The 20,601-nt window shown below is 42.1% G+C and carries 40 protein-coding genes; all 40 read left to right on the forward strand.

What is annotated here, in order from left to right; translation table 11 throughout:
• Positions 1 to 136 precede the first annotated feature (136 nt).
• The 40 genes from JOD17_RS15210 (at position 137) to JOD17_RS15395 (ending at position 20,582) form a co-directional block, all read left to right on the forward strand.
• Entirely contained in the window at positions 137 to 358 is a 222-nt protein-coding gene (locus tag JOD17_RS15210; protein WP_204698773.1) for a helix-turn-helix transcriptional regulator, read from the forward strand.
• 11 nt (positions 359 to 369) lie between these two features.
• Positions 370 to 1,047, forward strand: a complete 678-nt coding sequence (locus tag JOD17_RS15215) for a Rha family transcriptional regulator (protein ID WP_204698775.1) — start codon at positions 370 to 372, stop codon at positions 1,045 to 1,047.
• Between the two features lie 46 nt (positions 1,048 to 1,093).
• Positions 1,094 to 1,381: a helix-turn-helix domain-containing protein gene (locus JOD17_RS15220; protein ID WP_204698777.1), complete on the forward strand. Its 288-nt coding sequence runs from the start codon at positions 1,094 to 1,096 to the stop codon at positions 1,379 to 1,381.
• Between the two features lie 76 nt (positions 1,382 to 1,457).
• Positions 1,458 to 1,742 carry a helix-turn-helix domain-containing protein gene (locus JOD17_RS15225; protein WP_204698779.1) on the forward strand — a complete coding sequence of 95 codons (285 nt, stop codon included), beginning with the start codon at positions 1,458 to 1,460 and terminating at the stop codon, positions 1,740 to 1,742.
• A gap of 110 nt (positions 1,743 to 1,852) precedes the next feature.
• The gene (locus JOD17_RS15230; protein ID WP_204698781.1) at positions 1,853 to 2,125 is read left to right on the forward strand and encodes a hypothetical protein; all 273 of its coding nucleotides are present in this window, start codon (positions 1,853 to 1,855) and stop codon (positions 2,123 to 2,125) included.
• Positions 2,118 to 2,309, forward strand: a complete 192-nt coding sequence (locus JOD17_RS15235; RefSeq protein ID WP_204698782.1) for a hypothetical protein — start codon at positions 2,118 to 2,120, stop codon at positions 2,307 to 2,309. Before JOD17_RS15230 ends, JOD17_RS15235 begins: the two co-directional genes overlap by 8 nt.
• Positions 2,310 to 2,311: 2 nt before the next feature.
• Positions 2,312 to 2,518, forward strand: coding sequence for a hypothetical protein (locus tag JOD17_RS15240; RefSeq protein WP_204698783.1), 207 nt, complete (start codon positions 2,312 to 2,314; stop codon positions 2,516 to 2,518).
• A 100-nt stretch (positions 2,519 to 2,618) separates the two neighbouring features.
• Entirely contained in the window at positions 2,619 to 2,912 is a 294-nt protein-coding gene (locus JOD17_RS15245; RefSeq protein ID WP_204698784.1) for a hypothetical protein, read from the forward strand.
• A complete protein-coding gene (locus JOD17_RS15250) occupies positions 2,909 to 3,850 on the forward strand; it encodes a YqaJ viral recombinase family nuclease (RefSeq protein ID WP_204698785.1) in 942 nt (313 codons plus the stop codon). Before JOD17_RS15245 ends, JOD17_RS15250 begins: the two co-directional genes overlap by 4 nt.
• Before the next feature lie 9 nt (positions 3,851 to 3,859).
• Entirely contained in the window at positions 3,860 to 4,705 is an 846-nt protein-coding gene (locus tag JOD17_RS15255) for a recombinase RecT (RefSeq protein ID WP_204698786.1), read from the forward strand.
• Between the two features lie 244 nt (positions 4,706 to 4,949).
• A complete protein-coding gene (locus JOD17_RS15260) occupies positions 4,950 to 5,816 on the forward strand; it encodes a hypothetical protein (protein WP_204698787.1) in 867 nt (288 codons plus the stop codon).
• Entirely contained in the window at positions 5,776 to 6,573 is a 798-nt protein-coding gene (locus JOD17_RS15265) for a DnaA ATPase domain-containing protein (protein WP_239575609.1), read from the forward strand. The genes JOD17_RS15260 and JOD17_RS15265 overlap by 41 nt, the downstream gene beginning before the upstream one ends.
• A 179-nt stretch (positions 6,574 to 6,752) precedes the next feature.
• A complete protein-coding gene (locus JOD17_RS21345; protein WP_204698788.1) occupies positions 6,753 to 6,980 on the forward strand; it encodes a helix-turn-helix domain-containing protein in 228 nt (75 codons plus the stop codon).
• Complete coding sequence (locus JOD17_RS15275) at positions 6,977 to 7,270, forward strand: hypothetical protein (RefSeq protein ID WP_204698790.1); 294 nt, start codon at positions 6,977 to 6,979, stop codon at positions 7,268 to 7,270. The genes JOD17_RS21345 and JOD17_RS15275 overlap by 4 nt, the downstream gene beginning before the upstream one ends.
• Positions 7,270 to 7,641, forward strand: a complete 372-nt coding sequence (locus JOD17_RS15280) for a hypothetical protein (RefSeq protein WP_204698791.1) — start codon at positions 7,270 to 7,272, stop codon at positions 7,639 to 7,641. Before JOD17_RS15275 ends, JOD17_RS15280 begins: the two co-directional genes overlap by 1 nt.
• 23 nt (positions 7,642 to 7,664) lie before the next feature.
• Positions 7,665 to 7,796: a DUF3797 domain-containing protein gene (locus JOD17_RS15285; protein ID WP_204698942.1), complete on the forward strand. Its 132-nt coding sequence runs from the start codon at positions 7,665 to 7,667 to the stop codon at positions 7,794 to 7,796.
• A 12-nt stretch (positions 7,797 to 7,808) separates the two neighbouring features.
• The gene (locus JOD17_RS21350) at positions 7,809 to 7,931 is read left to right on the forward strand and encodes a DUF6011 domain-containing protein (protein ID WP_239575611.1); all 123 of its coding nucleotides are present in this window, start codon (positions 7,809 to 7,811) and stop codon (positions 7,929 to 7,931) included.
• Complete coding sequence (locus tag JOD17_RS15290) at positions 7,932 to 8,234, forward strand: hypothetical protein (protein ID WP_420827944.1); 303 nt, start codon at positions 7,932 to 7,934, stop codon at positions 8,232 to 8,234.
• A 13-nt stretch (positions 8,235 to 8,247) separates the two neighbouring features.
• A complete protein-coding gene (locus JOD17_RS15295) occupies positions 8,248 to 8,385 on the forward strand; it encodes a hypothetical protein (RefSeq protein ID WP_204698793.1) in 138 nt (45 codons plus the stop codon).
• Positions 8,378 to 8,602, forward strand: coding sequence for a hypothetical protein (locus tag JOD17_RS15300; RefSeq protein ID WP_204698795.1), 225 nt, complete (start codon positions 8,378 to 8,380; stop codon positions 8,600 to 8,602). The genes JOD17_RS15295 and JOD17_RS15300 overlap by 8 nt, the downstream gene beginning before the upstream one ends.
• A complete protein-coding gene (locus tag JOD17_RS15305) occupies positions 8,599 to 8,976 on the forward strand; it encodes a YopX family protein (RefSeq protein WP_204698797.1) in 378 nt (125 codons plus the stop codon). Before JOD17_RS15300 ends, JOD17_RS15305 begins: the two co-directional genes overlap by 4 nt.
• On the forward strand, positions 8,973 to 9,311 hold the full coding sequence (locus tag JOD17_RS21850; RefSeq protein ID WP_204698799.1) for a deoxycytidylate deaminase: 339 nt from the start codon (positions 8,973 to 8,975) through the stop codon (positions 9,309 to 9,311). Before JOD17_RS15305 ends, JOD17_RS21850 begins: the two co-directional genes overlap by 4 nt.
• Positions 9,308 to 9,952 carry a dUTP diphosphatase gene (locus JOD17_RS15315; RefSeq protein WP_204698801.1) on the forward strand — a complete coding sequence of 215 codons (645 nt, stop codon included), beginning with the start codon at positions 9,308 to 9,310 and terminating at the stop codon, positions 9,950 to 9,952. Before JOD17_RS21850 ends, JOD17_RS15315 begins: the two co-directional genes overlap by 4 nt.
• A gap of 9 nt (positions 9,953 to 9,961) precedes the next feature.
• Entirely contained in the window at positions 9,962 to 10,405 is a 444-nt protein-coding gene (locus JOD17_RS15320) for a RusA family crossover junction endodeoxyribonuclease (protein ID WP_204698803.1), read from the forward strand.
• Positions 10,402 to 10,647 (forward strand): hypothetical protein, encoded by a 246-nt coding sequence (locus JOD17_RS15325; RefSeq protein ID WP_204698805.1) that lies wholly within the window; start codon positions 10,402 to 10,404, stop codon positions 10,645 to 10,647. The genes JOD17_RS15320 and JOD17_RS15325 overlap by 4 nt, the downstream gene beginning before the upstream one ends.
• Before the next feature lie 300 nt (positions 10,648 to 10,947).
• Complete coding sequence (locus JOD17_RS15330; RefSeq protein WP_204698807.1) at positions 10,948 to 11,115, forward strand: DUF3954 domain-containing protein; 168 nt, start codon at positions 10,948 to 10,950, stop codon at positions 11,113 to 11,115.
• An 84-nt stretch (positions 11,116 to 11,199) separates the two neighbouring features.
• Positions 11,200 to 11,334: a hypothetical protein gene (locus tag JOD17_RS21355; RefSeq protein WP_239575612.1), complete on the forward strand. Its 135-nt coding sequence runs from the start codon at positions 11,200 to 11,202 to the stop codon at positions 11,332 to 11,334.
• Positions 11,335 to 11,353: 19 nt separating this feature from the next.
• Complete coding sequence (locus JOD17_RS15335) at positions 11,354 to 11,875, forward strand: sigma factor-like helix-turn-helix DNA-binding protein (RefSeq protein ID WP_204698809.1); 522 nt, start codon at positions 11,354 to 11,356, stop codon at positions 11,873 to 11,875.
• Positions 11,876 to 11,955: 80 nt separating this feature from the next.
• Positions 11,956 to 12,243, forward strand: a complete 288-nt coding sequence (locus tag JOD17_RS15340; protein ID WP_204698810.1) for a YjcQ family protein — start codon at positions 11,956 to 11,958, stop codon at positions 12,241 to 12,243.
• A gap of 147 nt (positions 12,244 to 12,390) precedes the next feature.
• Complete coding sequence (locus tag JOD17_RS15345; protein ID WP_239575614.1) at positions 12,391 to 13,371, forward strand: DUF6731 family protein; 981 nt, start codon at positions 12,391 to 12,393, stop codon at positions 13,369 to 13,371.
• Positions 13,372 to 13,387: 16 nt separating this feature from the next.
• Entirely contained in the window at positions 13,388 to 13,888 is a 501-nt protein-coding gene (locus tag JOD17_RS15350) for a hypothetical protein (RefSeq protein ID WP_204698811.1), read from the forward strand.
• Between the two features lie 81 nt (positions 13,889 to 13,969).
• Positions 13,970 to 14,404, forward strand: coding sequence for a terminase small subunit (locus tag JOD17_RS15355; protein ID WP_204698812.1), 435 nt, complete (start codon positions 13,970 to 13,972; stop codon positions 14,402 to 14,404).
• Positions 14,394 to 15,677, forward strand: a complete 1,284-nt coding sequence (locus JOD17_RS15360) for a PBSX family phage terminase large subunit (RefSeq protein WP_420827945.1) — start codon at positions 14,394 to 14,396, stop codon at positions 15,675 to 15,677. Before JOD17_RS15355 ends, JOD17_RS15360 begins: the two co-directional genes overlap by 11 nt.
• A 15-nt stretch (positions 15,678 to 15,692) precedes the next feature.
• Entirely contained in the window at positions 15,693 to 17,051 is a 1,359-nt protein-coding gene (locus tag JOD17_RS15365; protein ID WP_204698814.1) for a phage portal protein, read from the forward strand.
• Positions 17,041 to 17,937, forward strand: a complete 897-nt coding sequence (locus tag JOD17_RS15370) for a phage minor head protein (RefSeq protein WP_204698815.1) — start codon at positions 17,041 to 17,043, stop codon at positions 17,935 to 17,937. Before JOD17_RS15365 ends, JOD17_RS15370 begins: the two co-directional genes overlap by 11 nt.
• 29 nt (positions 17,938 to 17,966) lie before the next feature.
• Positions 17,967 to 18,272, forward strand: coding sequence for a hypothetical protein (locus tag JOD17_RS15375; RefSeq protein WP_204698816.1), 306 nt, complete (start codon positions 17,967 to 17,969; stop codon positions 18,270 to 18,272).
• 125 nt (positions 18,273 to 18,397) lie between these two features.
• On the forward strand, positions 18,398 to 19,039 hold the full coding sequence (locus tag JOD17_RS15380) for a DUF4355 domain-containing protein (RefSeq protein ID WP_204698817.1): 642 nt from the start codon (positions 18,398 to 18,400) through the stop codon (positions 19,037 to 19,039).
• 13 nt (positions 19,040 to 19,052) lie between these two features.
• A complete protein-coding gene (locus tag JOD17_RS15385) occupies positions 19,053 to 20,018 on the forward strand; it encodes a phage major capsid protein (RefSeq protein WP_204698819.1) in 966 nt (321 codons plus the stop codon).
• A gap of 29 nt (positions 20,019 to 20,047) precedes the next feature.
• Positions 20,048 to 20,389 carry a collagen-like protein gene (locus JOD17_RS15390; RefSeq protein WP_204698820.1) on the forward strand — a complete coding sequence of 114 codons (342 nt, stop codon included), beginning with the start codon at positions 20,048 to 20,050 and terminating at the stop codon, positions 20,387 to 20,389.
• The gene (locus tag JOD17_RS15395) at positions 20,379 to 20,582 is read left to right on the forward strand and encodes a hypothetical protein (protein WP_204698821.1); all 204 of its coding nucleotides are present in this window, start codon (positions 20,379 to 20,381) and stop codon (positions 20,580 to 20,582) included. The genes JOD17_RS15390 and JOD17_RS15395 overlap by 11 nt, the downstream gene beginning before the upstream one ends.
• Positions 20,583 to 20,601 lie beyond the last annotated feature (19 nt).

Below are 20,601 nucleotides of genomic sequence, written 5' to 3' on the forward strand. Positions count from 1 at the left end.
GTCTCAAGTATACATGACTCAATAAGAGTCATAAACAATTGACTCAAAAAGAATCAAAAAAATGTTGACATGACTCAAAATGAGTCTTATACTAAAAACACAGAGACGCAATACGAGTCAACGGGAGGTGTGATGCATGAGAAAATGGTTAGCTGATTTAAGAGATGAAGCAGGTTTCACTCAACAAGAGCTAGCGGATAAGCTTAATATATCTAGAAGTCATCTATCAAGTATTGAAGTTGGGACAAGACTTCCAGGAGGTAGGACAGCTAAGAAATTGGCTGACGAGTTGGGTTTTGATATGAATATTTTTTTTGAAGATAACAGACTCAAATCGAGTCAAAAAACTACAGCATAGGAGGAATTCTAATGAAAGAACTAGTCTTCATTAACAATGATCGAGTAGTAACTGACAGTATCACTCTTGCCAATGAATTCGATAAACGACACGACCATGTGATGCGCGATATTGAGACGCAGATCGAGAAGCTCGCCGAAGCTGGCGAAAGTGAATTCTCAGTCCTCAACTTTGGGGATTCAGTTTATATCAACGAAAGAGGGCGTTCTTACAAAAAATATCTATTAACTGAAGATGCATTTGCTTTAATCGCAATGTCATATGTCACTCCCAAAGCTATGAAGAAAAAAATCACTTTCCTGAATGAGTTTAGAGATTTAAAACAAAAAATCGAAAAAAACAAAGTGAAGGTACTGGACGAGAAGCAATCACTAATTCAATCAATGAAGCTAACGATTGAAACAAGCGAGCGACAGGATCGAACAGAGGAAAAACTGACTGAGCTTGAAACAAAGGTTGAAGAGCAAATTACATTGGATTACCACGAACAAAGAATGGTACAAAAAGCAATCGGCAAGAGAGTGCATCATTTCACAGAAGAACAAGATATGAAGCGCAAATATTATAGCCAATTGCACAGAGATATTAAAGATCGATTTGCTGTAGCTAGTTATAAAGATATAAAACGTAAAGATTTGCTACCAGCTACTAACTACATTAACCACTGGATTCCTAAGAGAGTTGCATAAAATGCGACTATGAAGTTTTCAAAGAACAGTAAAGGAGTGATTAAAAATGAGCTTTGAAGATACTTTACGGAAAGTCGTAGAGGAAGTGGTCGGGGAGGAAATCAGATCACTTGAACAAAGGTTGGCGGAGAGACAAGTGAACGATCCATACCCCCGAGTTCTTACTATAAAAGAGGCGGCGGAGATCATGAGAGTTTCGGAGCAAAGAATGAGGGACATCGCAAATCATGTTGTTGGGTTTCCTGCTATCAGAGAGGAGGGCAAAAATACGAGGATCAAGATACCAAAAGAGAAGTTTTATCAGTGGTTGGATAACACTGAGCTTATCTCTTAACCCGATCATACAGTTACCACCTACCGCAGTCCATTCCAATTTGGAATATCCAATTCTTTTAGGGGAGGTGAGGAAATTGAAGTATGGCGGGGCAATGAGAGCGCTTAGAAAAAAGGCGGGATACAACCAAGAAGAATGGGCAGAAATCAATCACATGACACAATCAGATGTTTCAAAATACGAGAACAATCGTAAGGAACCAGCAATATCCGTTTTTCAAACCTGGTGTACAAATGCACAAGCACCAGAGGTTATGGTAGCTCTTATCATCGGCGTAGATGGTATAGGAATGATGACACAAATTATGGAGTTATTACCTCAATTCACATCAATCACAGGCTTTATATCATTGCTTTTCTAGGAGGCTAGCATGAGCGAGAAAGCACAAGAGCGCATCCTCATCGGTCTATTTACATCGGGAATCATCGCGGCGTTAATGGTCGCTCACATCACATTTTAGGAGAGATTTAGATGAACGCAGAACAAGCTAGAGAAATGGCTAAATCGGTACGCTTAAGACGAGTTGAGCGCATTTTACGAACGGTTCAAAGCGAGATAGAAGAAGCGGTCGGAAAAGGGGATTTTAGTGTAGTAGTAGCAATTCCTTATGATGGTATCGACATCCCGGAAGATGACCACATTGAAATCGTGACAATTATTAAGGGAGAGGGATTTAATTTAGAAAGTAGCTCAGGAAGCTATTACCTTACTTTAGGCATTTCTTGGGGTGAAGAAGATGCTTGAAAACGGAATGTTGCTACCAGACAAATACCTTGATCCAGTTGAACCAATGGAAATCGGAAATTGTGAGGGTTGCGTACACAGCGTATACGACGGAGAGGATCACTTAGAGTTTGACGATGTGTTGCTACACGATGACACAGCATGTATCGCAAATTATGTCAGAGACGTATCGGAGGCTAGATGATAATGCCAGTTATGCATATTGAGAACATGGCGAAGCGTGAAATTGGTCGCTTTAGAAAACGTAAGGATCGCAACGACGTTGTGGAGTTTATCAATGTGATGATCCAAGAGAACGGCTACCACTACGGTGCAGCCATTGCATCTTACTACACGGGTTACGACGCTTACACAGTCAAAACCATCTTCAAAACGCAAAAAAGAGCCGTTTGAGTGGGCGCTCAAAACGACTCGGGGGTCTAACACAATAAATTATATCTCCATTGTACCGCATCCCCCACGGGCAATCAATGGGCACAGGAGGAAGAAAATAATGAATAAAATATATTGCTTTTCGAATGTTGTTGGTGGCGGTGACGGTGTTGCCTACGCATTGGCTGATGACGGAACAGTCTTAGGAAGCCATTGGTGCAGCCATGAAAGTTATGTAAGCCATGATTTAGGAGTGGAATCAGGCACACGACCAGACAGGCACAAAACGTATAAAGAACACTTCCCGGATGGTTACGAAATGGAGTTTATATCCGCAAGCGAAGTAACGAAACATGAAGGTTTACAGGAAGCTTTTAGACTTAATCAATTGCAGGCGCAGGAGGCGGCGGAATGACACAGGTGCTCATTAAAACCGAAAATATGAGCCGTGAAGACTGGCTCAACCATCGTAAAAAAGGCATCGGCGGAAGTGATGCAGCAGCGGTGCTAGGAATTAGTAAATATAAAACACCATTCGAAGTATGGCATGAGAAATCAGAGGACTACGTGCCTAATACGGACGATCCGAGCGAAGCAGCGTATTTCGGCAACTTACTTGAAGATGTAGTCGCAGAAGAGTTTGCAAGACGAACAGGTAAGAGAGTACGAAGAAAAAACTTCATGCTTCAACATTCGGAACACCCATTTATGATTGCTGACGTTGACCGTGTGGTCGTTGGAGAAGACGCAATTCTAGAATGCAAAACAGCGAATCAGTTTTTAGCGAAGGATTGGGACGGAGAAGAAGTGCCAGACGCTTATCTGGTGCAAGTGCAACACTATCTAGCTGTTACAGGTAAGAGTAAAGCGTACTTTGCAGTGTTGATTGGCGGACAGCGTTTCGTATGGAAAGAGATTGATCGAGATGAAGAACTCATTCACATGATCATCCAACAGGAAAAGCGCTTTTGGGAAGATCATGTTGTGACTGGAATTGCACCTGCATTAGATGGATCAAGCGCAGCAGAAAGGTATATCAAAGAAAAGTACCCAGAATCAGACGGTGAGAAGGTTGTGAACCTTGGTAAATCGGACTTAGAGAACCTTAAACAGCTAGAGCATATCAAGGAGCAAATTAAGCTACTAGACGTTCAAAAGGCTGAGATCGAGAACAATATTAAGCAACAGATGAAAGACGCTGAAACAGCGCTCACAACGGAATATAAAGTCGTTTGGAAAAACGTAGTAAGACGTGGAATCGATACTACTAGAATCAAAAAAGAAAAGCCCGAACTTTACGACCAATACGCCAAAGAAAGCGTATCACGACCATTCAAAATCCAGACGGTATAGGAGGCTATTATGGCTACGAATCAATCACTTAAAAACAATCTATCGAAGAGTAACGGACAAGCCCCTGCCAAGCAGGGGACGACACTTAAAGGACTCCTTGAAAGTCCAGCAATTAAGAAACGTTTTGAAGAAAACCTAGGCAAGCGATCCAGTCAGTTTATTACGAGCATTGTCAATCTCTATAACTCAGAAAAGATGCTACAGAAATCAGAGCCAATGAGCGTCATTTCATCCGCAATGATCGCAGCAACAATGGACTTACCCGTTGATAAAAACCTCGGTTACGCCTATATCGTGCCATATGGCAATAAAGCAACGTTCCAGATTGGTTATAAAGGTTTAATACAACTGGCGCTACGTACAGGGCAATACAAGAACATTAACGTCATCGAGATCCACGAAGGAGAACTACAGAAATGGAACCGTCTCACAGAGGAAATTGACATTGATTTTGAAGCAAAAGAATCGGATAAAGTCGTTGGCTACGCAGGGTTTTTCGAACTCATTAACGGGTTTAGAAAGACGGTTTACTGGACCAAATCAGAAGTTGAGGCGCACAAGAAAAAGTTTAGCAAATCCGATTTCGGTTGGAAGAATGACTGGGATGCAATGGCGAAAAAGACCGTTATTCGTAATCTGTTATCCAAGTGGGGAATCCTTTCCATCGAACTACAAACAGCGTATGTCGAGGACACTAAAGACCCGCAGGATCGTAAGGAGATCAGCGAAGACGGCGAGTATTTAGACATTGATATGGCAGAGGTTCCAGAAGAACCCGCAGATGAGCCACAGGTCGAGAAGAAAGAAGCGAAGCAACAAGGATCAGCCGAAGAAATCGCCTTAGATTTTAAATGATCTATGAGTACCACGTGCCGATCCCTTACGAGTATTTAGAGATAGCGGATCAAAGCCCGAACAAGAAGCAAACATTTGCTAAGTATGTACGTGGCTACATCAAGAGTCAGTACCCAGAGTTTGAGTTTGTCAGGATCGAAAAGATGAACGCGATTTGTAGGAAGAAAAGCTAAAGAACTAAGAACATCAACCAGAAAAAGAACACCAGCAGGGGAAGGTGAAGCACTTGCGCGGGGCATTCCAGATGAGTAGAGACATTTTCGAAAACCCAATTTGGGAAGATCCAGTGAAATTTCGCATATTCTTTTTCATCATCGGTAATGCAGTTTTCTCTCAGGATGGGGTTACTCATGCTGGGGTGCACCTCAAAAGGGGTCAATACCTTCGTTCATTACGTAAGTTGAGAGAAGACTTAACTTATCGAGAAGGCAAAGGAAATGCAATAAAACAGTACCCATTAACAACGATTCAGAGGAAGCTTAAATCACTTGAAAACGAAGAGAAAATAATCATGAAAACACTCGAAAATGGAACACTCTTTACAGTGGTCAATTACGAGAAGTATCAAGGATTAGAGAACTACAAGATACATGAAATGGAACAGCTACGGAACAGTGATGGAACAGTGACGGAACAGGAACGGAACAATAATAAGAATGTTAAAGAATGTAGTAAGAATGATTCTGTTGTTGTTACTAATACGCACGAAACAAATTCAAATCATGACGTGGATAAAATAGCTGAACGATATGCAGATTTAAGAACCGCACAGGAAGGCAAAGAGATTTACCCGAGCATTAGTGATTATGATGCCATCGCCCAGGTTGTCGCCCGTGGTATACCGTTACCGCAAACAATCAAATGGCTTGATCAATGCTTTGAGGAATATCGAGAGCGTGATCCTAACGGTGCTATCAAGAGCTTTAAATACTGCATGAAATATATCGAGAGCAGACACGAAGAGTCCCTTGCGAAGAGTCATGCAAAAGAGGTGAAGCCAAGTGGAGGGTATAGCAGCAGTCATCGAGCAAATCAAAGCGAAAGCCAACGAGGTTCAAAAGAATCCGTCATTGGCGGACAAACAGGATGGATTAATCGTAAAAGAGCCTAAGTGCACAGAATGTCAGGACAAGCTCGGATGGTTAGAGGATCGCAATGGCATTGAGGTTTATGTTAAATGTCCATGTCGAGAACAACGAGCCTTAGCGAACAATATTCGAACCAGTGAAATTACTGATTCCTTTCGAAAGGCAGACTTTAAAACGTTTCAAACGGAGGGCAAGCCAGAGATTGTGCAACATGCTTATGAATGTGCGGTGACTTACTTTAAGGATTTCAAAGACATTCACAAAGAACGTTGTAATAGCATTCAGCTTCTTGGAAGCTCAGGAGCAGGGAAAACGCATCTGCTTACAGCCGTTGCCAACTACCTCATGCGTACTAAGATTCCAGACCCTAAAGAGTACGACAAAGAGCGCCAACGCTATGTGCAAGTTCATTACTTCCCTTTCGTTGAGGGGTTCAATAACTTGCGTGATGACTTTGAAAAGCTCGAAGCCAAAATTAATCGAATGCAGACCGTGGATGTGCTGTTTATCGACGATCTATTCAAGCCAGTAAGCAAATGGCATAACGGAGAACGAATAAAGGTTCCAAGAGCTACAGAATGGCAGATTGAACAGATGCAGGCCGTTGTTAATTATCGCTACCTCAACCACAAACCCGTACTTGTTTCGTCCGAATGGGATGTAGACGGATTGTTTGATGTTGACGAGGCGTTGGCTTCAAGACTCTATGAAATGTCGAAGGATTACACGGTTGTGATTAAGGGTGACCGAATGAAACTCAATCATAGGATGGGTGATTAAATGTGCAACGTATGTAACGGCTCAGGGATCGTGTACACGCAATTAAGCTACGGGGTGCGAGCTGACGGGTGCATCGCCTGTCCCCGAGAGGTGCAAGAACAAAGAGAGCGTGAGCGCATCAAAAACTATCAAACTCTGAAAGCTAAATTCCAACGTCACGTAAACAGGAGGCGGGCGGTGTGATCGATCGTAAGCGAGTTGGCGAACGACTGATTGAGCTACGAGACATCGACAATCGTACTTTGGAAAGTGCTGCAATGATGATAGGCATACATGAAAACACGCTTGCGAGTTACGAACACGGGAAACGCTTGCCATCACCTGATCGAATGGTGTTAATCGCTGATTATTATGATCAGCCTGTTGAAGAGCTATTTTTCTCTTACAGGAAGGAGCATAAAGCATGACATTAGAGCAACTAGATTTAGTCGACCAGTTAGTGCCTAATCGCAAATACAAAGGGCTAACGCTCAGTCAACTTGTAACGGCGCACGCAAAGCATGCTAAGGATCGCGCAGAAATTGAAATGGAGTGGGAGTTACAAAGCAACTTGCCGTACCCGTATCACATGGACGACGTAGGGCGCATTGTCAAAGACGCTACGGATGTGATGAGGGATAAGGATGCACCGAAGCACATTGTGTGGGAGAGGGATTTGTGGTTAACGAGACGAGCGAGACGTGAGGAGGCGGAGTGATGGAAATTAAAACACCAGTGTTGACGAAGGAACAGGCGGATATGGTGGAAAGAATAAAAGAGGAAAAAGATATAAATTATGCTCTAGAACGTCATGCAGACGAGACGAGATCGTGGACGAGCTTTAACGTCGGTCTGAATGCTCTAAGAATCGATGAACTTGCAATTGCTTTAATACACGGATACGAGGTCGAGCAGACGGCGGAAGAACGGTTAGCAGAATACTACAAGGAGTACAAAGGAATTATTGAAAGTCCCATCTACAATCTTCAAGACAAGATATTTGCTGGTGGAGTCGTCTCTGCAATTAACGCCATGTTGAATATTGAGAGTAGATCAATCCAAGGTATCAACAAGGAGGCGAATGAGTGAGGGGCGGTAAGTTACTGGAGCTAATGGATAAATACTCAGAATGCCCAGAGTGTGGAAATACCAATCTTGGAAATGGTGAAGGTGAGCTAATAGTTACAGGCACTAGCTATCACCGATCATGCAAGTGCGGATGGGTTGTAAGGTATGAGTCATAAGGAGGCAAATAAATGAACGAAATCTTAGAATGTCACAACTGTGGTCGTCCGTTAAAGGATGCTAAGAGTCGAGAGCGTGGCTATGGTCCAAAGTGTTGGCAGAAGTTGAAGGAGAAGTCAGAGGAGGCGGAGTGAGTGAAGGTTTTTAAAATGAATGATTATGACTGGGTTGCAGCAGAAAACGAAAAACAAGCAAAAGAGCATTATGAATTTGAAACTGGCTTTAGTGATATTGAAATCGAAGAAGATTTTGAAGGTGAAGTAAGTCTTGATGAAACGATGTTAATTAGCGTTGATGATTTACCCAATGAAGTACAAAAAAAAGCGTTGGTAATGGAGCGAATTCATGGGGTGCTGTGGGTGAGAAAGTCGTTTTCTTGGATGATTGAGCAAGATAAAATAACAAAACCTTGCATCATTGCTTCAACTGAATGTTAGGAGGCGAAGGGCGATGAGTGACAAAGATCGGACAACGGCAAAAGCGTTATTAGCTTGGGGATTAGGGTTTGTTGCCGAGCAAGAAGAAAGGGATGAACGCATTGTTGAAGAGCGTCAAGAGCAAGAGAAAGGAGCGAAGGGTGATGAGTGATGAGAAGCGAGGATTGTACGGAAAGTATCACATTATACGAGCTGACGGAAAGCCGTTGAAGCAGGATTTTAAGTTTGTGCTATCCCCTGAGAACGATCCTGCTGGATTAGAAGCTCTTAAAACCTATCAAAGAGAAACGACTAACATGCAACTTTCGAAGGATTTAAAGCTTATGATTCAAGTTATTGAGCAAGAGAAGGGAGGCGAAGGGCGATGAGTAGGGAGATTAAGTTTGAGTTTTGGGATACAGATTTCAACGAGATGATACCTGCCGATGAATTAACGGCAATCGGAATTGGCAATGCGCTAACAGATAAAAAAAGATATATTCCTAGACAATACACTGGACTCAAAGACAAACACGAGACGAACATTTACGAGGGGGACATTATTGAGTTTAACGACTGTTCCTACGACAGAACAGGTGGAAACAGGGGCGATCAAATACTAAGGGGTCCAGTCGTTTATACTGGTGCAGCGTTTTGGTGTGAGGGCATCCTCCTTATTGATGTCGAATGCAATGATGAAGAGCTTGAAATTATCGGCAACATCTATGAAAACAAGGAATTACTGGAGGAAAGCACAACATGACGTACTGCAAGAAGCTAGAGGTATCAGCAGCAATAACACGGGGTGAACGAACATTAGCCACAGCTAAAAACTACCCCGTTGATCCATGCAACGGCAACTGTGAGATTAACAACTCGTGCGTAAAGACGATACACGCAGAGGTTGCAGCATTGATGAAATGTGCTAGGCACGGAATAGCGACAGAGGGCGCAGAGATTTGGGTGAGCCACAAGCCATGTGCCGAGTGTACAAAAGCAATCAAGTTTGCAGGGATCACCAAGGTTTATTACAGGCACGACTATCCGCATAAGTATGACAACAATTTTAGCGAGGGATTGGAGCTGGTGAAGGCGTGAACCTACAGAAACTATTTGAAACTCAGAAACAGTTAGATGAACGGATTATCAAGGAGAAAGGGTTGGAAGCCGAGGACTTGACTCTGAAACGTGTGAGAGCGCTGTTGACAGAGTTGGGGGAGCTATCCAATGAGGAACCGAGCTTTAAGTTTTGGAGTGAGGATCGGGAGCCGAGGACAAAACTTAGAGTTGAATGCACAACTTGCATCGGTACAGGAGATATAAATGCAGAGTCCAACATGCAGCAAATGTTAGAAGGTCAGTCAGGAGTTCCTTATGAAGAATGTGATCATTGTGATGGTACTGGAACAGAAAGATACAAAAACCCACTCCTAGAAGAGTACGTCGATTGTTTGCATTTCATCCTCTCAATCGGTTTAAACAACGGATATTACGACGTGCATAAAGATTATGTGATGACATTAAATCCAATGTTCAGACAGAGCGTTGATCACTCAATAATTCAATTGATGCAAACAGATTGGGAGTATTACACCACTACTATTGAGGGTGATTACAAGGATGGTTTTGAAGTGTTTCTGGGACTCGGAAGCATGCTCGGATTTACCACAGAACAAGTCGAACAAGCCTACTACGCTAAAAACAAAATCAATCACGATCGACAAGCCAACGGTTACTAGGAGGGGCGCATGACACAACTAGAGGTTAAACAGGATATTTCATTCACCATCTACGGCGAACCAGTGGCACAAGGCAGACCGAGAGCAGGGCGGGATCGCAAGGGCAATGTACAGATGTACGATCCTCTAAAAAGCCGAGATTATAAGCAATACGTCAAGTTGGCAGCAGCTGAGCATAGACCAAGTAAGTTGCTAAGTGGCGAGCTAGAGCTAGTGGTGGATGTGTACAGGCAGATACCGAAAAGCCTAGCAAAATACAAGCGGGCACTAGCAATTGAGGGCAAGCTCAGACCGATTACCAAGCCTGACGTTGATAATTACGTCAAGGGCATCAAGGATGGGCTTTCAGGGATCATTTGGGAGGACGACAAACAAGTTGTCGATTTGACGGTACGTAAGTGGTACAGCGACGAGCCGAGGGTTGAGGTTCAAGTTAAGGAGGTTGGGCAGTGAGTGATGATCAAATGTTAAGAGAAGTGCTCGAAAGGCGGAGACAATGGGGAAAGACAAGAGACAGTGATTTTGATTGGTTCGTTGAACGAGCTGAGAAAGCGGAACGTTATGAGAAAGCACTTATCAAAGCAAAAGACGCATTACAGGATATTGTAACCGAATTGCGTCCTAGTGACGGTGAAGATGAGTTTTTGGGGGAAGCGATAGACACAATCATAGACGTATTGGAGGAATCTGAATGAAAACAATGACGAAGAGTGAGCAGATCAAGTGGCAGCGTAAGGTGATTCGTGAGGAGATCCAAGAAGAAGAGGTCAACAAACGTGCTAGAGAAATTGCGGAGAGGGTTTTAGGGTAAAGGTTATCAAAGGAGGTGACCAAAATGGATATTATATGGCTACCTATTCTCATAGCAATGCTGTTACCATTCATTGTTGCATTTATAATATATGCAGAGAAAACAAAGAAATAAAAAAAATAAAAAGACCCCTTGCGGAGTCTGTACCCACAGAGAGTATACCACATACACGGGAGGGGTCGCATTGAGTAAAACGGCGGAGATTGATTTGAGCAAAGATGCGGTGTTGATTATAAAAGGCGGGCAAATTACACAGGTAGAGAAGCCAGTCACGGGGTTTGGAGAGCAAGTTATTACATGGCAGGATCACAAGCTGGTGCATAAAAAGGTGTCGGCGACAGAACGATTATAAGTAGCTTATCGGAAAAACCGAGAGCGCTAATTGATACAGCAATAGCTGTGTTGGTTGGTGCTCTTTTTTATTGGGAGGGACGAGATGACGGATAAGCAGACTAAGAAGAAGCCACAGAAACAAAAGGAAACGCACTCAGAAGCGTTTTGGGAGCAGATGATGGGGCAGAACAAGCAAACTCTGAAAAGAGGCAAAGGCGGAGCGTACAAAGGCAAATAAGAGCAAAGGGGCGGGTTGTATGTTGGATCTAGTGATCGAGTACAAGCAAAAGCGTAAAGAGTTGGTCAAGTATCGGGAGACATTGCAACGTAAACCTATGGAGACTGATGGGGAGTGGACGCAGCTTAAAGCTGAGAAAAACGAGCATGAGATCATTGGCGGGATGATCCGAGACTTGGAGTATGCAATTGAGTGGATGGAGACGAGTAGACGACCAGGTGCAAAGCGAGATATTGAGCGACGATCCGTACACCAACGCACAATTTACATGGAGCCTAGCGCACTGGAGCGATTACGGCATAACATGTCAGAGGACAAACAAATTAGCCAGGCAGACCATTTCCGTATCGACGACGCTTTATCTATGCTTACGGCTAGAGAGCGTGAGGTTTATGTAATGGTCAAGGCAGAGTTGCTCTCGTTGGAGCAGGCGGCACAATATTTGGGTGTTGGAAAAAGTACGGTGCAAAAACATTTAGATCGAGCTAGCGCTAAAGTCGAAAATCAAATTTCTACGAGCCTATTCTCTTATGCAGGATAGGTTTTTTTATATTATTTTGTAATTTATAAATGAATTTTGGGGATAGTTGTTAATATACTAGAGTTATAGGGGGTGAAAAAATGAAAAGTGATAAATTAAGATATGCAGTATTAAGAGAGATTGACGAAGGAAATACAGACCTTACAGAACGTAATCTATATGTGTCGCAGGAAGAGTTCGACAATGCAGTGAACTATCACACGAGAGAAGGAAATTTAATAGGGGTAAATCGTGGAGATGGTCGACCAATACTAGAAAAAATAGGACCACAACTTACAGCAAAAGGCGAAGACTATTTGAGTTATCATAGTGACTTTGCAAAGACATACAGAGGTATAAAAGAGATCAGGGAATGGTTTAAGCTGTAATTTTGTCGTACGGTTGCCACCTATGTATGAGAGAGCCATTCTTATTAAGCCATGACGAGGTTGGCGTTGTGGCTTTTTGATATTTTTTGAAGAATTATGCAGGACTTTTGAACCTACTGTCGAAAGAGTGGGCAGGGGGAGATAATAATGAAAAAATATGTCAGATTTAATTATTTTGAACCAAAGCTAGTTCCTGCAGAGGTCAACGTTTTAGAAGAGTACGGCGAAGAAATAAATCAATATCCTGCAGAATCATGGGATATGCAACCATTACTGAACTATTTTATCCAACAAAGAGAGTTTTTCAATCCAAATGTAGAGTTAGGTACTGAATATTCAGAGATAGAAAAGGATTCTCTGGATTATGACGACAGAAGAAATATTTATACATTTCAGTTGTCAAAATTACGAGAAACAAATATTCCTTCAAAGAAAAGATTTGGGGAAATTAAAGAGAATATCTTGATCAATCGCGATGAATACATTGGTGAATTTAATTCTTTCATATATGATAATGAGTATAGTTCATTAGTGATGCAATCTAACTTGTATGGACTTACAGTTAAACAAGCAGAACATGTATTAACTAATCTTAGGTTTTCTTATTTAGACAGGATTGGTGAAACTGAACAAAATCCACTTGTTGTAAAATTAAATCCATTAATTGATTACTCGAAAGTTGATCGAGTTACTGACGCAGATTACTATAAGAAAATAAAATTAAGAGCCTCGGATGTTTTATTGAATGCTAATCAAGACGATCAAACGTTGTTGACTGATGCAGCTAGACTTTTAAATCAATATTCTGGCGTGAATATAGAAGTTGCTGTATCACTAGGTAGAGCAGAAAAAACAGCCTCTCTAGATCAAGAGAATGTGCGGGAAGTTATTAATCAATATTTACAGTTACAGGGTGAAAGACCACATTTTGAAATAACTTCTTCTTACAATGAAGATACTGATAACGAAACTATTAATTTAATAGAGCCAAGAATGACTGATAGAATATCTATCGAAATACAGCCAAGGGTTACAGTCGGTCATCAATATTTATCTGATAAATTCATAGAAGATATATATGACCAAAGAAGACCTGATGTTAGAAGAGTGATGGTACCGTTACAATAAAAAGGGGAGGGTTTAAGTGAGTCAATACAAACTTGCATTTCACGAGAAAATTGAGAGGTTTTGGGAAAAATATCAGGTTTGGATTTGCTTAATTTTTGCCCTTCTATCAGCTGTTCTTTATTATTTCAGTCTTCTTCAGGATATACGCGGGACTCTAGGTGATGTCATAACTTTCTCTTCAATTGTTATAGGCATTAATGGTGTATTTTTGACTCTTGTTATTACTTTGAAAGAGAGCATAGCTTTTGAGAGGCTTTCATTTCTTATGCCGAAATTTCAAGAGAGGTTATACAAAGCACTTCGAGATCTGATTTTATATGGTTTAGCTTTAGTAACACTTTCTGTGATAATTAGTCTCCTGCCTAGTTCTCCTAGCAGGTATTTATCAGCTATGGGAGTGAGTGTATGGTTTTTCTTCTTTTGGAAAGTTAGTATAGGGTCATTTTATACAGTCAAGTTAGTGACAGATATAGTTGTAAAAAGTATGAATACACCAGTCAGGAAAAAAAGGAAATAATATTCATTTTTACCAGCACCCACTCGGGTGCTTTTTTAATGCTTACATAATATCAAATTACAAGGAGGGAGCTGATATGTAATGAAAATGACTGAGAAGCAAAGGCGGTTTGCAGACTACTTTATTGAGTATGGCAATGCTCACAAAGCGGCGTTAGAGGCAGGATATAGTGAGACGTATGCAAGGACGGATTCACACACCTTACTAGAAAATCCTAGAATTAAGCCATATATAGATGAACGCCTGCAACAGCTTCAAAGTGAGAGGGTTGCTGATCAGCAGGAAATTATGGAGTTTTTAAGTTCAGTGATGCGAGGAAAAGTTACGGAACCTGTGCCTATCTTAAATGGTGACGGCTATCAAAAGGTTGTTGATTTAGTACCAGGAGTGAATGTTAGAAAAGCTGCGGCTGTTGATCTCGGCAAACGCTATGCTATGTGGACGGATAAGCAAGAGGTTTCTGTCGAAGGTGCTGTCCAGTTTGTTGATGATATAGGTGATGAGGATGGCGGTTAAAAAGCTTTCTGAGTTCATCCCGCCTGCTTTTCATTCAGTTTGGAGAGCTGCGTTAGATCCCGACACTCTCAATGTTGTAGCGAAAGGCGGTCGTGGGTCGGGGAAGTCATCAGACATTGCTCATGTCATCGTACAATTACTCATGCGATTTGCCGTAAATGGTGTTGGTATTCGTAAGTTTGACAACACAATTGAACTATCGTTGTTTGAGCAAATTAAGTGGGCAATTAGCGAGCAAGGAGTAGCGCACTTGTTTAAAGTTAATAAGTCGCCTATGAGGATCACCTATATCCCGAGAGGCAATTACATTGTGTTTCGGGGTGCGCAGGAGCCAGAGCGTATTAAATCGCTTAAATCAGCAAATTATCCTTTTGCAATTGCTTGGATTGAGGAGTTAGCCGAGTTTAAGACGGAGGACGAAGTAACAACCATCACCAACTCACTTTTACGTGGAGAGCTTGGGGATGGTCTTTTTTATAAGTTTTTTTACTCATACAACCCTCCTAAACGTAAGCAGTCTTGGGTTAACAAAAAGTATGAGAGTCATATACAGGCTGACAATACCTTTGTGCATCATTCAACCTACCTTGATAACCCGTTTATTTCACAGCAGTTTATTGAGGAGGCTGAAGCGGCAAGAGAACGTAATCAAAGCAAATATGATTGGGAGTATCTAGGCAAGGCAATTGGAAGTGGCGTTGTGCCGTTTGATAATTTGGAGTTTCGCAGGATCGAGAGCGAAGAATACAACAACTTTGATAATATCCGCCAAGGAATTGACTACGGATATGCTGCCGATCCATTTGCATTTGTTCGCTGGCACTTTGATAAGAAGAAGCGCACGATCTATGCGATGGATGAGATATATGACGTTAAGCTATCAAATCGCAAAGCATCTGAGGGCATTAAGTCTAGGGGATATGAAGACAAAGAGATCCTTGCTGATAGTGCGGAACCGAAATCGATCGATGAAATGAAGCTAGAGCATGGGATTAAACGCATTAAAGGAGCTAAGAAAGGTCCTGATAGCGTGGAATACGGCGAGGAATGGTTGGATGATTTAGATGCTATTGTGATTGATCCAAAGCGCACTCCGAACATTGCTCGTGAGTTTGAAAACATTGACTATCAGACTGACAAAGACGGCAATGTGCGTAGCAAGCTAGAGGATGCAGATAATCACACAATAGATGCAACACGTTATGCATTCTCTAACGATATGGAGAAGCGCGGGAAGTTGCGCTCTCGAAGCAAAGCTTCATTCGGATTTTAAGCAGGAGGTGAGAAGATGGATATAAGAATGAATGATCCAGAACCAAGTGTTGGTTTGGTAAAAGCGTTAATTGATGCTCATAAGAGCAGTGAAGATCTTAAAAAAGAGAAGACGAATCAGTCTTATTACGATGGTCACCACGCTATCATGGAACGAGTGTTTGATGACAAAGATAAACCAAATAACAGGATCGTCACTAACTTTTGCAAGTACATCACTGATATTAGCACTGGATATTTCATAGGTGACCCAATTTCATATAGCAGCGATGCTGATAAGTATTTGGAGAAACTACAAGAAATATTTAACCTAAATGATGAACAGTACGTAAACGCTAGGCTTGCCAAGTACGCGAGTGTATATGGTCGTGCTGCGGAAATTATGTATACAGTAAAAGAGAATGATGAGAAAGCAAAGGTTAAGTTCACGGCGCTCGATCCAGGAGAGCAATATTGTGTTTTTATCTATAGCGCTAATGTTGAGAGTGATTTAATCATGGCTTTACGTTACTACGAACACTCGGACATTCTATCAAACAAAAAAGAAACTCATGCTTTCTTGTATACAGATAAACGTATTTATCATTATGTGTCTACTGAAGGTGGTTTTGCTTTAAGGAGCGATGATGAGCATTTTTTTAGTGATGTTCCACTCACGCCGTACTACAACAAAAGCGAGACAGCAGTTGGCGACTTTGAAAGCGTAATGACGCTTAATGATGCGTATAACTCTTTACAGTCAGATGATGTTGATGAGAGTGAATACAGTAACGATGCTTACCTTATAATTGCTGGATTAGAAGCAGATGAAAAAGACGTAAAAGAAATGAAGTCTCGCCGTGTGATCGAGGTGGACAACGAAGGACAAGTACAGTGGCTTACAAAAGATATTAATGATACGTGGAAGGAAAACATGAAGACTCGTATTCACAAAGACATACACAAGATCAGTGGCGTGCCAGACATGACGGATGAGAGCTTTTCGTCGGCTGCATCAGGTATATCCATTCAATATAAGTTAACGCCTTTTGAAGACAACCGAGCAGCTAAAGAGAGATCTTTTAAGAAGGGTTTGCAGAGGCGCATAAAACTTATTACGAGCATTCTTAGTGTGCAGGGTAGTGATTACGACCCTAACGATATTAGCATTCGGTTTAGCAAAAACCTGCCTACCGATGATCAAGCTGTTGTTAATCAAGCGACAGCAGTGTTAGGCACTCGTTTAGTGAGTAGAGACACATTGCGTGCAACACTGCCAATGGTTGAAGATCCAGCGAAGGAACGCGAGAAGTTAGAAGCAGAAGAAGCAGAGGACTTAGAGCGCTTTAGCTTAGACGATCATATCGACGAGAAAGACGAAGAAGATGGCGATTAGTTATCGGCGTATGAAATTGATGCTAGAGCGAATGGCTAGAGGTAGTGAGAGGCAAATCATAAAAGTTCACGCAGATACACTAGTTGCAATCCGCAACCTGCTTGGTGACCAATATCGCCAATACGAAGAAGAAGGCAAGTTAACGTATGAAATTATGAGTAAGTACGAGCGTCTCTCTAAGCTCGAAGAGAATATTGTTAAGGTGATAAATACGATGTCTCGTAATACTCGTACTGAAATTCATAAGCAGTTACGTAACCAGTATCGAGAGTCTTATTATATGACCGCGTGGAAAATCGAAAGTGAGAGTCGCGCTTTATTAAGGTACTCGGCAGTAAAACCCCAAATTATTCATCAAGCTGTTAACAACTCGTATAACGGTTTAACTCTTAACGAGCGATTGAGTCGCCATCGGAATGATCTGATCATGAATATTCGTGAGAAGATTACAAGAGGTTTGCACCGTGGCGAAAGCTATAGTCAGATGACAAAAGCTATACAAGGTGAGCTAGAACACGATGTTGTTAAGGCTCGAAGGGTAGTGAGGACAGAAGCGCATCGTATTCGAGAAGAAGCGAATCATGAGAGCGTTGCTCATGCTGAGGAGCAAGGAATCATCATGTCAAAACAATGGAATTCATTGTCTGATGAGCGAGTGAGGGATCGGCACGATGAATTAGATGGTGTGCGGGTGGGTAGCGACGTAGAGTTTGTAATCGACGAGTATGCTGCACTTTACCCAGGAGGATTTGGAGAGCCAGAAATGGACATAAACTGTCGTTGTTTCATCTCCTACGAAATCGAAGAGATTAAGAAGGTGCAATCAAATGAAGCTGTGGCATCTATGACATATGAAGAATGGAAGTCCGAACGCCTAGCATCTTAGCAGGCGTATTTTTATGAGGAGTGATTGGTATGAGTAAAGAAATTGAAAAGTACCTCAAACAGATCGCGAACAATACTGGTGAGATCGCAAAGCAATTAAAAGAACATAACCGTCGAGAGAATAAGCGTAATATCCATCCAGTTGTTGATGGCTCAGATCGTGAATTAGAGCACCGCGAACCAACAGAACAGGAAACAAAAGCAAATGATTTGAATAACGCAGTGCAATCTTTGCAACAGCTAGGGAAGTTTGCAGGCGAATTGCAAGGGACTCAACAAACTTTGAAAGAAGCTCGACGTAAAAAGGATTATAGACAACACGCCCGCCAACGGTAGGGCTATTTTTTATGCCCTGCACGGACGGCATTAAAAGACGGGCGTTGCACGGACGGTAGAAAACGGACGGGTGCGCTATTACAAATGAACGCGACGGTAGAATACGGCGCGGGCAGGAGGATGTAATGAAAAAGTATTTTGATAGCACAGGCACTATTTCTATGAATCTACAGACTTTCAACGACGGTCAAGGTGGCGGAAGCGACGAGGGCGGCACTGGAGGTCAAGGTGAAGACAAAAGTCGCGACGGTGACGATCAAGAAGATTCAATCACGATGACCAAGGAAGAACTGGAAAAAGAAAAGAATCGTGAGTCGGATCGCCGGGTGCAAGAAGCTCTAAAAAAGCAACGAGCGGACATGCAAAAAGAGATCAAGCAACAGATCGATCAAGAGCGAAAAGATGCCGAAGAACTTGCGAAGCTCTCTGAAAAAGAGCGAGCTGAGAAGCAAGCAGAAAAAGAACGAGAGGCATTCGAGAGTGAGAAAAAAGCCTTTTACCGTGAACGTTTACAGCTACAAGCTGAACAAGACCTGTTTGATCGAAGTTTGCCAAAAGCGATTGCTCCTTATGTTCTTGCTGAGGATGCAGAAAAGACATTAGAAGTAATCACAAAGGTTGAGGAAGTTTGGAAAGGTTCACTTGAAGAGGCAGTAAATAAGCGATTGGGCGGAGATAAACCATCGTTAGGTAACACCACAACATCTACAGCAACAAAAACGCCTTCAATCACAAATCTAGCTCAGGAAGCGAATATCAGAAAATAGGAGTGAGTTATGTATGAAAAAGTCAGTTATGAAAATGAATTTACAACACTTTGCGGATCGTTTTGATCCATCGAATGTATTATTGCAAGATTCTCGAACAGGAAGCATTCCAAGTGAACAGGGGACTCTCGTTCTTAAAGAGTTTATGACTAATTCATTGGTTGCGCAACTTGCAACATATGAAGAAATGACAAAGGAAAAGAAAGAGTTTATGTATCTAGCCGAAGGTCCTGGCGCTTACTGGGTTTCAGAAGCAGAACGCATTCAAACTAGTAAAGCAACTTGGTTAAAAGCAGAAATGGAAGCAAAGAAACTCGGTGTGATTCTACCAGTCTCTAAGGAGTTTTTGCGCTATAGCGTGAGTGATTTCTTTAATCAGATGGGTCCAGCAATTGCAGAAGCATTCTATAGCAAGTTTGATGCTGCGGCACTGTTTAACAACAACTCTCCTTATGCATCAGATATGTCGATTTGGGAGCGTATTGAGAATGAAGGAAATCAAATTGAGCAAGCGACAACAGGCAACATCTATACGGACCTTAATAGTTTGTTAGCTCTAATTGAAGATGGAGATAACGAACCAAACGGGTTCACCACTACGCGCCGTTTCCGCAAGGATTTACGCGCTGCTCTAGATGGGCAGGGAAGACCAATCTTTAATGAACCAGGTCAAGGGGCAACTAACCAAGTTCTAGGATTGCCTGTAGGTTACGCAAACCGCAAGTCTTGGGATTATGACAAAGCTAATCTTATTACTGGAGATTGGGAATTTGCTCGTTACGGTATGTTGCAAGGTATCGAATATAGTATTAGCGAAGATGCGACGTTAACAACTCTGCAAGATGAGAGTGGCGAACCTATCAATCTATTTGAACGGGATATGTTTGCGTTGCGAGCGACGATGCATATTGGTTTTATGACGCTCAAAGACGATGCATTTGCAGCACTTGTACCGCAAGGATCGAATGATGGTGAATAATAGGATTAAATAGCAGGAGGTTTTAGTTTATGAGTAATACTACTAAGAACTATAAAGCTAACGGGGGCGACAGTTGGATTGTCGGCGGTACATTGGATATTGTCGGTGATGGAAAGATCACTAGAAATGGAGAAGATTTTGAGATAGGTCATGGCGAACAAGGTCCAGAAGGTCCGAGGGGACCCGAAGGTCCAGAAGGTCCTAGAGGAGAGCAAGGACCGCCAGGTGAAAATGGTTCGGATGGTGAACAAGGACCTCCTGGTCAAGATGGATCTGACGGGTCTGATGCTGAGAACCCTTTTACATCTGATGAAATTGATGCTCTAAAAGCAATAGCAGCTAATTATATGGACGGCGGTGATGGCGATTAAGCTAGTATCGAAAGGCAAGCAGACAATCAATGTAACAGACAAGGCGTACAGCGTGATCTATGCGCCTCTTGGTTATAAGGAGGTAAAGAAAAATGGCAAAGGGAAAACCGAGCAAGGGAAGCAAGAAGGACATGAGGCTAAAAAGCAATCAGAAGACAAAGGGAAGGAAACAGGCGGGGAATCCAAAGAGTAAGAAGAATTGAGGGTGAGTG

Source organism: Geomicrobium sediminis (assembly GCF_016908595.1).
Classification (GTDB): domain Bacteria; phylum Bacillota; class Bacilli; order Bacillales; family Marinococcaceae; genus Geomicrobium_A; species Geomicrobium_A sediminis.

Coding starts and splice junctions, on each gene's coding strand:
- JOD17_RS15210 (WP_204698773.1), top strand. CDS start 137: ATGAGAAAATGGTTAGCTGATTTAAGAGATGAAGCAGGTTTCACTCAA.
- JOD17_RS15215 (WP_204698775.1), top strand. CDS start 370: ATGAAAGAACTAGTCTTCATTAACAATGATCGAGTAGTAACTGACAGT.
- JOD17_RS15220 (WP_204698777.1), top strand. CDS start 1,094: ATGAGCTTTGAAGATACTTTACGGAAAGTCGTAGAGGAAGTGGTCGGG.
- JOD17_RS15230 (WP_204698781.1), top strand. CDS start 1,853: ATGAACGCAGAACAAGCTAGAGAAATGGCTAAATCGGTACGCTTAAGA.
- JOD17_RS15235 (WP_204698782.1), top strand. CDS start 2,118: ATGCTTGAAAACGGAATGTTGCTACCAGACAAATACCTTGATCCAGTT.
- JOD17_RS15240 (WP_204698783.1), top strand. CDS start 2,312: ATGCCAGTTATGCATATTGAGAACATGGCGAAGCGTGAAATTGGTCGC.
- JOD17_RS15245 (WP_204698784.1), top strand. CDS start 2,619: ATGAATAAAATATATTGCTTTTCGAATGTTGTTGGTGGCGGTGACGGT.
- JOD17_RS15250 (WP_204698785.1), top strand. CDS start 2,909: ATGACACAGGTGCTCATTAAAACCGAAAATATGAGCCGTGAAGACTGG.
- JOD17_RS15255 (WP_204698786.1), top strand. CDS start 3,860: ATGGCTACGAATCAATCACTTAAAAACAATCTATCGAAGAGTAACGGA.
- JOD17_RS15260 (WP_204698787.1), top strand. CDS start 4,950: ATGAGTAGAGACATTTTCGAAAACCCAATTTGGGAAGATCCAGTGAAA.
- JOD17_RS15275 (WP_204698790.1), top strand. CDS start 6,977: ATGACATTAGAGCAACTAGATTTAGTCGACCAGTTAGTGCCTAATCGC.
- JOD17_RS15280 (WP_204698791.1), top strand. CDS start 7,270: ATGGAAATTAAAACACCAGTGTTGACGAAGGAACAGGCGGATATGGTG.
- JOD17_RS15285 (WP_204698942.1), top strand. CDS start 7,665: ATGGATAAATACTCAGAATGCCCAGAGTGTGGAAATACCAATCTTGGA.
- JOD17_RS21350 (WP_239575611.1), top strand. CDS start 7,809: ATGAACGAAATCTTAGAATGTCACAACTGTGGTCGTCCGTTAAAGGAT.
- JOD17_RS15295 (WP_204698793.1), top strand. CDS start 8,248: ATGAGTGACAAAGATCGGACAACGGCAAAAGCGTTATTAGCTTGGGGA.
- JOD17_RS15300 (WP_204698795.1), top strand. CDS start 8,378: ATGAGTGATGAGAAGCGAGGATTGTACGGAAAGTATCACATTATACGA.
- JOD17_RS15305 (WP_204698797.1), top strand. CDS start 8,599: ATGAGTAGGGAGATTAAGTTTGAGTTTTGGGATACAGATTTCAACGAG.
- JOD17_RS21850 (WP_204698799.1), top strand. CDS start 8,973: ATGACGTACTGCAAGAAGCTAGAGGTATCAGCAGCAATAACACGGGGT.
- JOD17_RS15320 (WP_204698803.1), top strand. CDS start 9,962: ATGACACAACTAGAGGTTAAACAGGATATTTCATTCACCATCTACGGC.
- JOD17_RS21355 (WP_239575612.1), top strand. CDS start 11,200: ATGACGGATAAGCAGACTAAGAAGAAGCCACAGAAACAAAAGGAAACG.
- JOD17_RS15335 (WP_204698809.1), top strand. CDS start 11,354: ATGTTGGATCTAGTGATCGAGTACAAGCAAAAGCGTAAAGAGTTGGTC.
- JOD17_RS15340 (WP_204698810.1), top strand. CDS start 11,956: ATGAAAAGTGATAAATTAAGATATGCAGTATTAAGAGAGATTGACGAA.
- JOD17_RS15345 (WP_239575614.1), top strand. CDS start 12,391: ATGAAAAAATATGTCAGATTTAATTATTTTGAACCAAAGCTAGTTCCT.
- JOD17_RS15355 (WP_204698812.1), top strand. CDS start 13,970: ATGAAAATGACTGAGAAGCAAAGGCGGTTTGCAGACTACTTTATTGAG.
- JOD17_RS15360 (WP_420827945.1), top strand. CDS start 14,394: ATGGCGGTTAAAAAGCTTTCTGAGTTCATCCCGCCTGCTTTTCATTCA.
- JOD17_RS15365 (WP_204698814.1), top strand. CDS start 15,693: ATGGATATAAGAATGAATGATCCAGAACCAAGTGTTGGTTTGGTAAAA.
- JOD17_RS15370 (WP_204698815.1), top strand. CDS start 17,041: ATGGCGATTAGTTATCGGCGTATGAAATTGATGCTAGAGCGAATGGCT.
- JOD17_RS15375 (WP_204698816.1), top strand. CDS start 17,967: ATGAGTAAAGAAATTGAAAAGTACCTCAAACAGATCGCGAACAATACT.
- JOD17_RS15380 (WP_204698817.1), top strand. CDS start 18,398: ATGAAAAAGTATTTTGATAGCACAGGCACTATTTCTATGAATCTACAG.
- JOD17_RS15385 (WP_204698819.1), top strand. CDS start 19,053: ATGAAAAAGTCAGTTATGAAAATGAATTTACAACACTTTGCGGATCGT.
- JOD17_RS15390 (WP_204698820.1), top strand. CDS start 20,048: ATGAGTAATACTACTAAGAACTATAAAGCTAACGGGGGCGACAGTTGG.
- JOD17_RS15395 (WP_204698821.1), top strand. CDS start 20,379: ATGGCGATTAAGCTAGTATCGAAAGGCAAGCAGACAATCAATGTAACA.